The organism is Marinobacter persicus, assembly GCF_002934325.1.
GTDB classification, from domain to species: Bacteria; Pseudomonadota; Gammaproteobacteria; order Pseudomonadales; family Oleiphilaceae; genus Marinobacter; species Marinobacter persicus_A.
In genome coordinates this window covers 1-13,022 of sequence record NZ_PTIV01000031.1, presented here as the reverse complement: position 1 = coordinate 13,022, position 13,022 = coordinate 1, and the positions used below count along the sequence as shown (strand labels likewise).

Sequence of the window (13,022 nt, the reverse complement as noted above, 5' to 3'; positions counted from 1 at the left end):
CAGAGGATTCCCTATGACCCTTACACCAGAACAAGCCGTGCATGAATATCCGCTGTTGCCGTTGCGCGACGTGGTGGTGTTCCCGCACATGGTGGTCCCCCTGTTTGTGGGCCGCGATAAGTCCATTCAGGCCCTTGAAGCCGCGATGGAGGGCAGCAAGGAAATCCTTCTGGTCGCCCAGAAAGACCCTGCCACCGACGAGCCGGGTGCGAAAGATGTGTTCGACATGGGCACCCTGGCAACCGTACTGCAAATGCTCCGTCTGCCGGACGGCACGGTGAAAGTGCTGGTGGAAGGTAATGCGCGTGCCAAGATTGAGGGCATTCAGGAAGGTGATTTCCTGACCTCCGGTGCCGTCCTGATGGATGACGAGCCGCTGCCGGAGCAGGAGGAAGAAGTACTGACCCGCACCCTGATGGATGAGTTTGAAAAGTACGTCAAACTCTCCAAGAAGGTGCCTTCAGAAGTGTCTAATGCGTTGACCGGCATTGAAGAGCTGGATCGGCTGGTGGACACCATGGCCTCGCACCTGGATATGCGGATTCCCGAAAAGCAGGAATTGCTCGAGGCGCTGGACCTGCGTACCCGCGTGGACCTGCTGCTGGGCAAGCTCGACGGCGAGATCGACCTGATCGAAGTGGAAAAGCGCATCCGTGGCCGCGTCAAGAAGCAGATGGAGCGCAGCCAGCGTGAGTATTACCTGAACGAACAGATGAAGGCCATCCAGAAGGAAATGGGTAGCCTGGGTGAGGGCAACAACGACTTTGAAGACCTCGAGCGCAAGCTTGAGGAAGCCAACCTGCCCGAAGAGGCCCGCAAGAAAACCGAGGCCGAGCTCAACAAACTCAAGATGATGTCGCCCATGTCGGCGGAAGCGACCGTGGTGCGGGGGTATATCGACTGGATGCTGGCCGTGCCCTGGAAAAAGCGCAGCCGCGTCCGGCATGACCTGGAAAAGGCCCGGGAAATCCTGGATCAGGACCATTATGGCCTGGAAGATGTCAAAAAACGCATTCTGGAGTACCTGGCGGTCCAGAGCCGGGTGAAGAAGATCAAGGGGCCTGTACTGTGCCTGGTGGGGCCTCCCGGTGTGGGCAAGACCTCCCTGGGCCAGTCCATTGCCCGGGCGACCAACCGCAAATATACCCGCATGGCCCTGGGTGGCGTGCGTGACGAGGCGGAGATCCGGGGCCACCGGAAGACCTACATCGGTGCTTTGCCGGGCAAGCTGATCCAGAAGCTGTCGAAGGTGGAAGTCAAGAACCCGCTGTTCCTGTTCGATGAAATCGACAAGATGGGCATGGACCACCGTGGCGATCCCGCCTCTGCTCTGCTGGAGGTGCTGGATCCGGAGCAGAACCATACCTTCAACGATCATTATCTGGAGGTGGACTACGATCTCTCGGATGTGATGTTCGTGTGTACCTCGAACTCCATGGACATTCCGCCGGCCCTGCTGGACCGTATGGAGATTATCCGTATTCCGGGTTACACCGAGGACGAGAAGGTCAACATTGCCCTGCGTTACCTGCTACCCAAGCAGATCAAGGCCAACGGCCTGCGCAAGAACGAGCTGGAGGTGCCGGAAGACACCCTGCGCGACCTGATCCGTTACTACACCCGGGAAGCCGGTGTGCGGGGCCTGGAACGGGAAATCGCCAAGATCTGCCGGAAGGTGGTGCGTGAAAACGTTGAGAAAAAAGAGGTAACCAAACTTACGCTCACTCCGGACATGCTCGAGGATTACTCCGGCGTGCAGCGCTTCAAGTACGGCCTGGCCGAAGAGAAGAACCAGATCGGTCAGGTTACCGGTCTGGCCTGGACGTCCGTCGGTGGCGAGCTGCTGACCATTGAGGCGGCATTGACCCCTGGCAAGGGCCGGGTGGTCAAGACCGGGTCGCTGGGCGATGTCATGCAGGAGTCTATCCAGACCGCTCTCACGGTCGTTCGCAGCCGTGCCGCCGGCCTGGGCATCGCAGACGATTTCCATGAAAAACACGACTTGCACATCCACGTGCCGGAAGGGGCTACCCCGAAAGACGGCCCCAGTGCCGGTATTGGCATGTGCACCGCGCTGGTTTCCGCGCTGACCCGGATTCCGATTCGGGCAGACGTTGCCATGACCGGTGAGATCACCCTGCGTGGACGCGTGCTGGCCATCGGCGGGCTCAAGGAAAAACTGCTCGCGGCGCATCGGGGCGGCATCAAGACGGTCCTGATTCCGGACGAAAACGTAAGGGATCTCAAGGAGATACCGGCCAACGTCAAGGAGTCTCTGGACATTCGCCCGGTGAAGTGGATTGACGATGTTCTGGATATTGCTCTGGAATACGCACCTGAACCACGGCCGGTTGAGCCGGTCTCTGAGTCGGGTTCTTCGAAGGCCAAAGACGAGTCCGGCGATGCGGCCGAGCGCATAAATACGCATTGAGTCGGGCCGGAGTTATTGACACGTCAGAGAGCCCATTGGTATAACTGTTTCGCCGTGAAACAGCCAGTATCAAGGGCTCCCGCGCAATTTATGCCTATTCCGATCACCGGTGTTCAGCCGAAAGGAATAAGAAAACGGAAGAATGGAATTCTCCGACCGCTTATGCGATAGTCGGGAACGTCCGCGAAACTAGAATCCGACCCATAACATCTGCAACCTGAAATCGAAGGGGTTTAGTGTGAACAAGTCCGAACTTATCGATGCAATTGCCGAGTCAGCTGACATCTCCAAAGCCGCCGCCGGCCGTGCTCTGGATGCCATGACCGACTCAATCACCGGTGCTCTGAAGCAAGGCGATCAGGTTACCCTGATTGGCTTTGGTACCTTCTCTGTTAAAGAGCGTGCCGCCCGCACTGGTCGCAACCCGCAGACCGGCGCTGAAATCCAGATCCCGGCCTCCAAAGTGCCTGGATTCAAGGCAGGCAAGGCCCTGAAAGACGCCGTCAAGTAAAGGCTCTTTTACAGTTTCCGTTCCGGGAACTGTTGTAGAATTCAAGGCGCACACCGTACAGGGTGCGCCTTTTTGCGTTTCATAGACGTCTTACCTGGATAGCTTCCAGGACCTTGAACAGGAATTCAGGAACAACATGCTTCAAGATATTCGGAACAATGCCCAAGGTACCATTGCCAAGGTTATCGTTGGCCTTTTGATTGTCTCACTGTCGATCTGGGGGATGGACGCCATCATCGGGGGCTTCTCCAGTGAGCCAGCCGTCGCAACCGTGAATGGCAAGGACATTACTGAGCGTGAATTCCTGCGTTCGGTCCAGATGGAAAGTCAGCAGCGCCTGAGGCAGATGGAGAATCCTGATCAGTCCCTGCTGGATGAAGATCAGATCCGTCGCGATGTGCTGGATGGTCTTATTCGGGAAGCGGTACTGGTCCAGAGCGCCCAGCAGCAGGGTCTGGAATTGTCCGAGCAGGACATCGACTCACTGATCACCCAGATGCCCCAGTTTCAGGTGGACGGCCAGTTCAATCGGGACCGTTTTGTGGCGACGGTTCGTAATGCAGGAATGGGCGTGGCCGAGTTCCGGGAAATGATGCGCAAAAGTTACGTGGTGAACCAGATTCGGGCCGCTATTACCCAGAGCGGTGTTGCAGCTCCGGAAAACGCTGCCCAGTTGCTGGCCATCCAGGACCAGACCCGCGACTTCCGGGTTCTGACCATCAACGAGGCCTCCGTTGCCGATCAGGTGACGGTTACCGACGAAGACATTGAGGCCTACTACCAGGACAACCGTGACCAGTTTCAGGTGCCAGAGCAGATTGATGCTGCCTACATCCGTTTGTCGCTGGAGTCCCTGGCTGACAGTATTGAAGTCTCAGAACAGGAGCTTCGGGATTACTACGAGCAGCAGGCTGCGGAGTACGCCAACGAGGAGCGTCGTGCGTCCCACATCCTGATTGATGGCGATAATGCCCAGGAGACCATGGCAACCATCCAAGAGCGTCTGGCCTCCGGTGAATCCTTTGCCGACCTGGCCAAGGAATACTCAGTGGATACCTTTTCTGCGAAGGAAGGTGGTGACCTGGGCTTTGCCGGTCGCGGTGTTTATGACGACGCTTTCGAGCAGGCCCTGTTTGCTCTCGAAGAAGGTGAGATTTCTGAGCCGGTTCGGACTAGTTTCGGTCTGCACCTGATCAAACTGGAAGAAATTCGTCGCTCCGAGCCGCCCGCCTTCGATGAGCTGAAGGGTGAACTGCGTCAGGAACTGGCCCGCGCCAAAGCCTCGGAGCGTTTTGCCGAAGTGCGTGCGCAACTGGCTGATGCGGCTTACGCCGCGGAAGATCTGGCGGGCCCGGCGCAGGAGCTGGGATTGCAGGTGCAGGAGGTTGACGGCGTGACCCGTGATGGCGGCCCCGGCCCCTTTGACCACCCCGGACTGGTTCGTCAGTTGTACTCTGAAGACGTATTGGAAGGCGGTTACAACACCGAGCTGGTGGATCTCTCGGAAAGCGTATCCGTGGTTGCCCGGGTACGCGAATACCATGAGCCCAGGCAGCAGGAGCTGGCTGAAGTTCGTGATCAGATCAGCGAAGTGATGCGTGCCCGCAAGATTCGTGAGGCGCTTTCCGAGCGTGCCTCCGAGCTGGTGGCCCAGGTGGAAGCTGGAGAGCAGCCCATGCCCGAGCAGTGGCAGAGCTATTCTGGCCAGGGCCGCAACGTGGCGGATTTGAATCCACAGTTTGTGCAGGCCGTTTTCTCAATGCAGCGCCCGGGAGATGAGGGCGTCGAGGTTGCCCAGGAGGTCGCTGGCGATCAGGCAGCGGTGCTTGTGCTTGAAGGGGTGAATGAGCCGGACGTGGCCCGTGATACCCGCGAGTACCAGCAGTTGATCTCTTTCCTGGCTCAACTTGATGGCCAGCGCGAGTACCAGGCGTACCAGCAGTACTTGAGAGAAAACGCCGAGATAGAACGCAACTGATCTATTCGGTGATAACAAAAACCCTCGCCCATCGGGCGGGGGTTTTTTGTTTCCGGCCCGCTTACAGGTTTACTGGAGCGGAAAGCGTGTGGCCTTGAGGCTTTCCTTGACCTTGCGCAGGTGTTCGAGGAAGTCGGGCCCCCGCTTGAGCGTGACCCCGGTGGCCAGGATGTCGATCACCGCCAGGTGAATAATTCGGGACGTCATGGGCATATACACTTCGGTGTCCTCTGGCGCCGTCACCCCGAGGACTGCCGTGCATTCGGCGGCCAGCGGTGAGTCCGGATTGGTGATTCCGATGACAGTGGCGCCGTTGGCCCGGGCCAGGTGGGCAATCTCGACGCTTTCCCGGGTCCGGCCGGTGTAGGAGATCAGCACGATGGCATCGCCCACGTTGGAGCCGGCCGCCAACATGCGCTGCATCAGCACGTCATCGTAGAACGAAACCGGAATGTTGAAGCGGAAGAATTTGTGCTGGGCGTCCATCGCCACTGACGCCGACCCACCGGTGCCGAAAAAGCTGATCTGCTTGGCCTGGATCAGGTAGTCCACCACGGTGGCGATGGCTTCCGGGTCCAACGACTGCCGGGCCTTGTCCAGGCTCGCGATGGTGGTCAGCATGATTTTGTCGGTAAATTCCGCCGCAGTGTCGTCCGGTTCGATATTCTGGCCAACATAGGGGGTGCCTGTCGCTATGCTTTGTGCCAGCCGGATCTTGAAGTCAGGGAAGCCGGTGGCGGAGAACCCCCGGCAGAACCGGTTAACGGTGGGCTCGCTGACGTCTGCGGCCCGGACCAGGGCGGCGATGCTGTAGCGCGTGGCGGCTGTGGGATCCCGTAGAATGGCTTCAGCCACCTTGCGCTCGGATTTGTTCAAACGCTGAAGGCGGCTCTGGATCTGTTCGATCAGATTGTCGTCTCGGCGGCCGGTGTTTTCCACCATCAAGGTCAGCTCCCTTATGTTGCGTCGTGTGGCCGACAGTATAACCTTTTAATGCACAGGTCCGGGTAGTAAAACTGTCAAATGTTCGATTATCTCTTGGTGTGATCGGACGTAAGTGTCATTATTTAGCTAAAGTTACCACATGACGGCGGTCTCCCGCTGCCAGTCCGGAGGAAATACAGTGGTCGACAATCAAACAACCTCTTGCGACCTGATGGTCTTCGGCGCCTTGGGGAATCTGGCAAAACGCAAGCTCTTCCCGGCGCTGTTTCAGTTAGACCGGGCGGGCCTGCTGGCGCCTGATAACCGGATTCTGGCCATTGCCCGTCGTAATATGACCACTGAGCAGGTCCGGGACACCTTGCGGGAGGAGCTTGAGGCCCAGCTGGGGCTGGATGACATCGACGACGCCGTGTTCCGCCAGTTTGTCCAGCGGGTGGACTACTGCCAGCTGGATTTTAACGATACCGAAGGATTTTCCGAGCTCAATGGCTGGCGCACGCCCGGCAACCAGCTGATTGTTTACATGGCCACGCCGCCGTCCATGTACGGGGTGATCGCCCGCAATTTGCGGGCCCAGGATTGCTGTACAGATCGCACCCGGGTGGTGGTGGAGAAGCCCATAGGCCATGACCTGGATTCGTCCCGGGTGGTTAATGACGAACTGGCAGAGGTTTACCACGAGAGTCAGCTATTTCGCATCGACCACTACCTGGGAAAGGAAACCGTCCAGAATCTTATTGCCCTCCGGTTTGCCAATAATCTGTTTGCCTCCCAGTGGGACCAGAACCATATCTCCCATGTTGAAATTACCGTGGCCGAAAGCGTGGGCATTGAGGGGCGCTGGGGATACTTTGACAAGGCCGGGCAACTGCGGGACATGATCCAGAGCCACCTGTTACAGCTGTTGTGCCTGATCGCCATGGATCCCCCCTCCGATCTTTCCGCCGACAGTATCCGGGATGAAAAGGTCAAAGTGCTCAAGGCCCTGAAGCCGATCACCCGGGACATGATGGACCAGTACGTGGTCCGGGGGCAGTACACCGCTGGCACGTCCGAGGGCCGGCCGGTGCCCGGTTACCTGGAAGAGGAGGGCGCCAACCGAAGCAGTTCAACGGAAACCTTCGTTGCCCTTAAGGCCGAAATCGACAACTGGCGCTGGGCCGGTGTGCCTTTCTATATTCGAACGGGCAAACGACTGCCCGAGAAGTATTCCCAGATCATTATCCACTTCAAGCCGGCGCCCCATTACATTTTCGACCCGGACCAGAAACACCTGGCCAACAACAAGCTGATTATCCGGCTGCAGCCGGATGAAGGCATGGCCCTGAAAATACTCACCAAGGATCAGGGTCTGGACAAGGGCATGAGATTGCGCCAGGGGCCGCTGGAATTGACCTTTTCGGAAACTTTTGAGGCCGAGCGCATCCCTGACGCGTACGAGCGTCTTTTGTGGGAGATTATGCGGGGCAACCAGTACCTGTTTGTACGTCGGGACGAGGTGGAACACGCCTGGCGCTGGGTCGACCAGATTATCCGAAACTGGCAGGACAGTGGTGAGCCACCCAAGCGTTACGCCGCCGGCACCTGGGGGCCGGTGGCCTCAATTGCCATGATCACCCGTGATGGCCGGAGCTGGTATGAAGACATCTGAGCTTGCCCTGCCCGAAGGGGTCGAGATCCTGGCCAGTGATACCCCGGAGGAGTCGGCTGAGGCTCTGGCCGAGGCTGTGAGCGCAGAACTCCGGCAACGGTTATCCCGGGCTGACCGGGTGTCGCTGGTGGTGTCCGGCGGCTCCACGCCGGTGCCGCTTTTTGATGCACTCTCGCGGGCGGAGCTGGATTGGCCCAGGGTCACGGTATTGCTGGCTGACGAACGCTGGGTACCCGAAAGTGACCCGGCCAGTAATACCGCCCTGGTGAAAGCGCGACTGTTGCAGAACAGGGCGGCTGCTGCCCAGTGGTTGCAATTGTTTGTGCCGGGGGCAGCGCCTCGGCAGGGGGTATCTCAGATTGAATCGCGTCTGGCCGAACTTGAATTACCGCTGGACGTACTGATTTTGGGGCTGGGTAGCGATGGCCACACGGCCTCGCTGTTTCCGGATGCGCCGGAGCTGATGCAGGGGCTTGCGCCCAAGGATGGGCAGCGTGTGGCGATCATGACTCCGCCCTCCCAGGCCCAGACCCGGGTGACCCTGACGCTGCCAGTTCTGATGAGCGCCCGTTTTACGGCGCTGCATGTGCGCGGAGAGGAAAAGCTCAGAACCCTGGCCAGGGCAACGGTTGACCCAGGCAACTGGGAGGCTATGCCCATTCGTGCTTTGCTCAGGCCTGGCCTGAACATCTATTGGAGCCGTTAGCCGGCTAGCTTGGAGGAGTGTTATGTCACAGGTTTCCACAGAGCACCAGGAACAGATTCGTAAGGTCCTGCAAGCCAGCCCGCTGATGCCGGTTATTACCATTCAGAATCCCGACCATGCGTTGCCATTGTGTCGGGCATTGGTGGAGGGTGGCGTGCGTGTGCTGGAGATCACCTTGCGCACCGAGCATGGGCTGGAAGCCATTCAGTCGGTTCGGGCGGCACTACCGGAAGCGATCGTTGGAGCGGGCACAGTGACGAGCCGGCGGCAATACCGGCAGGTGGAGTCTGCTGGGGCCCAGTTTGCCATCACACCGGGCGTCACCGAAGACATCCTGGATTTTGCCATGACTGCCAACGTGCCGTTATTGCCCGGTGTCGCCACGGCGTCGGATCTGATGCTGGCGTACAGTCGGGGGTATCGATACTTCAAGTTTTTTCCGGCGGAAGTGGCGGGCGGCACCCGTGCGCTCAAGGCGCTGAACGGGCCGTTTCCAGACGTTATGTTTTGCCCGACCGGCGGCATCGCACAGGACACCGCTTCGGGATATCTTCAGGAGTCAAACGTCCTCACGGTCGGCGGCTCCTGGCTAACGCCTGCCGAGTCAGTGGCTCGACAGGACTGGGCAGCCATTACAGAAATTGCCAGGACCAGCCTGGAGGCCCTGGCCAGGGCTTGAGGGGTTAGCGGATATCGGCTCCGACCCGGACAATCTTCATGCTGTTGGTGCCGCCTTGGGCATTGGCGTAGTCGCCTTTGGTGAGGATGACCAGATCACCGTCCTGGACAATGCCCTGGTCCTTGAGCTTGCTGACCGCCATGTTGTTGACCTGGTCATTGGGCACGGTAGCGGAATCAAAAGGAACGGACTGCACGCCCCGGTACAGCACCACGCGGTGTTGGGTCGTGTGGTTTCGTGACAGGGCAAAGATCGGCAGGCTGGACTTGATACGGGACATCAGCCGGGGCGTGGCACCGCTCTCCGTCAGGCAGATGATTGCAGAAACACCCTGCAGGTGATTGGCGGCGTACATCGCGGACAGTGCGATGGCTTCATCCACTTGCACCATATCCTGGTGGATGCGGTGCTTGGATTGGTGCATGGAGGGGTGACGCTCGGCACCGATACAGATGCGCACCATGGCTTCCACCGCTTCCTGTGGATAATCGCCCACGGCGGTTTCCGCCGACAGCATAACCGCATCGGTGTAGTCCATGACCGCGTTGGCAACATCCGAGACTTCCGCCCGGGTTGGCATCGGGTTGGTGATCATGGACTCCATCATCTGGGTGGCCGTGATCACCGCGCGATTGAGGACCCTTGCCCGGGAAATGATGTGCTTCTGGACCGCTACCAGCTCGGCATCGCCAATTTCCACGGCCAGATCGCCACGGGCCACCATCACCGCATCGGAAGCACTGATCACGGCGTCCAGCGCGTCGGTGTCGTGGGCCAGTTCGGCGCGCTCGATTTTGGCGACCAGGCCGGCTTCGGAACCCGCTTCCCTGAGGAGCTGGCGGGCAGTATGCATGTCGTCTGCGGTGCGCACGAACGAAACCGCCACGTAGTCCGCGCCCAGCCGCGCCGCCGTTACAATGTCCTGCTTGTCTTTCTCGGTAAGAGCATCGGCCGAAAGGCCTCCGCCGCGCTTGTTCAAGCCCTTGTTGTTGGAGAGTGGGCCGCCAATGAGGACCCGGGAGGTGATGCTGTGTTCACCCACTTCAGTCACTTCCATTTCGATCCGGCCGTCATCGAGCACCAGCACGTCGCCGGGGGCGACATCGTTGATGAGGTCTTCGTAATCAATGCCCACGGCTTGTTCGGTGCCGGCTTCCTTGTCCATGGCGGCATCAAGGGTGAAGGTCTGGCCGGGGGTTAACGTGATCTTGTTGTTGGCAAACCGGGCAATACGTAGTTTGGGGCCCTGCAGGTCCGCCAACAGGGCCACAAAGCGGCCCTGGCTAGCCGCAGTGTCCCGCACTCGTTTGGCCCGCTCCATGTGTTCTTCGGCGCTGCCATGGGAGAAGTTGAGGCGGGTTACGTCCACCCCCGCCGCTATGATGCCCGCTAACGCGTCGGGGCTGTCGGTGGCGGGGCCGAGAGTGGCAACAATTTTGGTGCGCCTTAACATAACTGTGATCCTTAAAGCTGTCTGGTGATTGAACAACGGCGCCTGAAAGGTGGCGCGAAAGACAGTAAACTGAGTTTTAGTGTAGCCATGATAACCGGAGAGACTGTATGCACCCCACCGTCCAGCAAGTGACAGACCGGATTATCCACCGGAGCCAGCGTACCCGCCAGGCCTATCTGGACAGGATGGAAGCGCTGGGGCGGCAGGAGCCTCTTCGGAGCACACTCTCCTGCGGGAATCTGGCCCATGGTTTTGCCGCCTGTCAGCAAGGAGACAAGGATACCCTCAAGCTCATGAACCGGGCCAATGTGGCGATGGTATCGGCCTACAACGACATGCTGTCGGCCCATCAACCTTACCATCGTTTTCCGGATGTTATCCGGGAGGCTGCGCACGGCATGGGCTCTGTTGCCCAGTTTGCGGGCGGCACACCAGCGATGTGTGATGGTGTCACCCAGGGGCAGCCGGGTATGGAACTGAGTCTTTTCTCCCGGGATACCATCGCCATGAGCACAGCCATCGCCCTCAGTCACAACATGTTTGATGCCGTCATGTTACTGGGCATTTGTGACAAAATTGTGCCGGGCCTGCTGATTGGTGCCCTGAGCTTCGGGCACCTGCCGGCCATCCTGGTACCGGGTGGGCCCATGCCGTCGGGGATTCCCAACAAGGAGAAGCAGCGCATTCGCCAGCTTTATGCGGAAGGGAAGATCGGCCGAGATGAGCTTCTGGAAGCTGAAAGCAAATCCTATCACAGCCCCGGCACCTGCACCTTCTACGGCACCGCAAACAGTAACCAGATGCTGGTGGAGGTGATGGGGCTGCACCTGCCTGGTGCGGCGTTTATCCACCCTGATACGCCCCTGCGGGATGCCCTGACCCGTGCCGCCACCGAGCAGGTGATCCGCTTGTCCCGTCCCCATGGCGGTAAGCTGGGACTGGGTCATATGGTGGATGAAAAATCCATTGTTAATGCCCTGGTGGCCCTGCTGGTAACCGGGGGCTCCACCAACCACACCATGCACTGGATTGCCATTGCCCGTGCGGCCGGAATCATCATCAACTGGGACGATTACGCCGAACTGTCCGCAGTGGTGCCGGCCATGACCCGGATCTACCCCAATGGCGAGGAGGATGTGAATGCGTTTCACGAAGCGGGCGGTACCGGCTATCTGATTCGCGAGTTGCTTGAGGGCGGTTTCCTGCATGAGGACGTAAACACCGTGGCGGGATTTGGCCTGGACCGTTATACCCGCATGCCTGAATTGCAGGGAGAGCGGCTTGGCTGGGAGCCGGCGGTGACTGCATCCAGCAATCCGGACGTTCTCCGTCCGGCTGCGGAACCCTTTGCCTGGGGTGGGGGGTTAACGGTGTTGCAGGGTAACCTGGGGCGTGGGGTGATAAAGACGTCCGCCGTTGCGCCGGAGCACCAGCGGGTACAAGCGCCCGCTGTGGTATTCAGTGACCAGAACCAGTTAAAGGTGGCTTTCGAAGCCGGCGAGCTGGATAGGGACTGTGTCGTGATTGTGCGGTTTCAGGGGCCTGCAGCCAACGGTATGCCGGAACTCCACAAGCTGACCCCCTATCTTGGTGTGCTTCAGGACCGGGGGTACCAGGTCGCGCTGGTAACCGATGGCCGGATGTCCGGTGCTTCCGGTAAGGTTCCGGCGGCTATCCACATTTATCCGGAGGCCCTGAAGGGTGGCCCCCTTGCCAGGCTAAGGGACGGCGACCTGGTGACTGTGGATGCGGTCAATGGCCGGTTGTCCGTGGATCTGTCCGATGAGGAGCTGGCGGCCCGCGAGCCGGCCAGGGAAGACGTTAGCGGCAACCACGCCGGCTTCGGCCGGGAGCTGTTTGGGTGGTTTCGCAAGGGTGCCAGTCATCCGGAAGAGGGTGCCACATTTTTCTGGAATCACGATAGCTGAAACTATGCAGGATGGGTTGGCGGAATTGTCATTTGAAGAGCTGGTAAGGCAGGTGCGTGCCTGTCAGATATGCGCGGACGTATTGCCTATGGGCCCAAGGCCGGTGATTCAATTAAGTGAATGCTCGAAAATCCTGGTGGTGGGCCAGGCGCCAGGGCGGCGGGTGCATGAGACCGGCCTGCCATTCAACGACCCCAGTGGCGATCGTCTGCGGGACTGGATGGGCATAACCCGGGATACCTTCTACAACGAGCAGAAGCTGGCCATTCTGCCCATGGGGTTCTGTTATCCCGGCACGGGTAAGTCCGGGGATCTGCCACCCCGTCCCGAGTGCGCGCCTGCCTGGCGTGAGGCGTTGCTGGCGCGACTCAAGGAGATAGAGCTGACGCTGGTCATCGGTCAGCACGCTCACGCCTGGCATTTACCGGATGCCGGCAGGAAGTTAACGGACAATGTTCGCCAGTGGCGCCAGTACTGGCCAACACTGGTGCCGATGCCGCACCCGAGCCCCCGCAACAATCTGTGGTTACGCAGGAATCCTTGGTTTGAGCAGGAGCTGGTGCCCGCGTTGCGTGAGCGCGTGGCCGAAGTGCTTGGCTGAATTGAAGCAGGCTACTGAAAAAAAAGGCACCCTTTCGGGTGCCTCAGATTGCTGACGAACCCCGGTTTTTCCGGGGTTCGTTGCGTTTGGGCGCTTTAAATTCAGTGAGCGATGGAGTTAGCCCAATACTCCTGACCGG

At 59.3% G+C, this 13,022-nt stretch carries 10 protein-coding genes; 8 read left to right on the top strand and 2 right to left on the bottom strand.

The window, feature by feature from the left end:
- Positions 1-13: 13 nt before the first annotated feature.
- From lon to BY454_RS13950, 3 genes are all read left to right on the top strand, one after another.
- On the top strand, positions 14-2,431 hold the full coding sequence (lon, locus tag BY454_RS13960; RefSeq protein ID WP_104425567.1) for an endopeptidase La: 2,418 nt from the start codon (positions 14-16) through the stop codon (positions 2,429-2,431).
- 238 nt (positions 2,432-2,669) lie between these two features.
- Complete coding sequence (locus BY454_RS13955; protein WP_104417355.1) at positions 2,670-2,942, top strand: HU family DNA-binding protein; 273 nt, start codon at positions 2,670-2,672, stop codon at positions 2,940-2,942.
- Between the two features lie 136 nt (positions 2,943-3,078).
- On the top strand, positions 3,079-4,920 hold the full coding sequence (locus BY454_RS13950) for a SurA N-terminal domain-containing protein (protein ID WP_104417354.1): 1,842 nt from the start codon (positions 3,079-3,081) through the stop codon (positions 4,918-4,920).
- Positions 4,921-4,989: 69 nt separating this feature from the next.
- On the opposite strand, the gene BY454_RS13945 is transcribed toward BY454_RS13950, so the two are convergent.
- Positions 4,990-5,862, bottom strand: coding sequence for a MurR/RpiR family transcriptional regulator (locus tag BY454_RS13945; RefSeq protein WP_104425566.1), 873 nt, complete (start codon positions 5,860-5,862; stop codon positions 4,990-4,992).
- 214 nt (positions 5,863-6,076) lie between these two features.
- Here BY454_RS13945 and zwf point away from each other — a divergent pair, with 214 nt between their 5' ends.
- From zwf to BY454_RS13930, 3 genes are read left to right on the top strand one after another with little or no spacing between them, the layout of a single operon-like run.
- Positions 6,077-7,516: a glucose-6-phosphate dehydrogenase gene (gene zwf, locus BY454_RS13940; RefSeq protein WP_258075666.1), complete on the top strand. Its 1,440-nt coding sequence runs from the start codon at positions 6,077-6,079 to the stop codon at positions 7,514-7,516.
- The gene (pgl, locus tag BY454_RS13935; RefSeq protein WP_104417351.1) at positions 7,503-8,222 is read left to right on the top strand and encodes a 6-phosphogluconolactonase; all 720 of its coding nucleotides are present in this window, start codon (positions 7,503-7,505) and stop codon (positions 8,220-8,222) included. The genes zwf and pgl overlap by 14 nt, the downstream gene beginning before the upstream one ends.
- A gap of 22 nt (positions 8,223-8,244) precedes the next feature.
- Positions 8,245-8,901 (top strand): bifunctional 4-hydroxy-2-oxoglutarate aldolase/2-dehydro-3-deoxy-phosphogluconate aldolase, encoded by a 657-nt coding sequence (locus BY454_RS13930; RefSeq protein ID WP_104417350.1) that lies wholly within the window; start codon positions 8,245-8,247, stop codon positions 8,899-8,901.
- Between the two features lie 4 nt (positions 8,902-8,905).
- On the opposite strand, the gene pyk is transcribed toward BY454_RS13930, so the two are convergent.
- On the bottom strand, positions 8,906-10,354 hold the full coding sequence (gene pyk / locus BY454_RS13925; protein ID WP_104417349.1) for a pyruvate kinase: 1,449 nt from the start codon (positions 10,352-10,354) through the stop codon (positions 8,906-8,908).
- A gap of 107 nt (positions 10,355-10,461) precedes the next feature.
- On the opposite strand from pyk, the gene edd reads away from it, so the two are divergent.
- Both edd and BY454_RS13915 read left to right on the top strand, forming a co-directional pair.
- Positions 10,462-12,282 (top strand): phosphogluconate dehydratase, encoded by a 1,821-nt coding sequence (gene edd, locus BY454_RS13920; RefSeq protein ID WP_104417348.1) that lies wholly within the window; start codon positions 10,462-10,464, stop codon positions 12,280-12,282.
- Positions 12,283-12,370: 88 nt separating this feature from the next.
- A complete protein-coding gene (locus tag BY454_RS13915; protein ID WP_258075665.1) occupies positions 12,371-12,883 on the top strand; it encodes a uracil-DNA glycosylase family protein in 513 nt (170 codons plus the stop codon).
- Positions 12,884-13,022 lie beyond the last annotated feature (139 nt).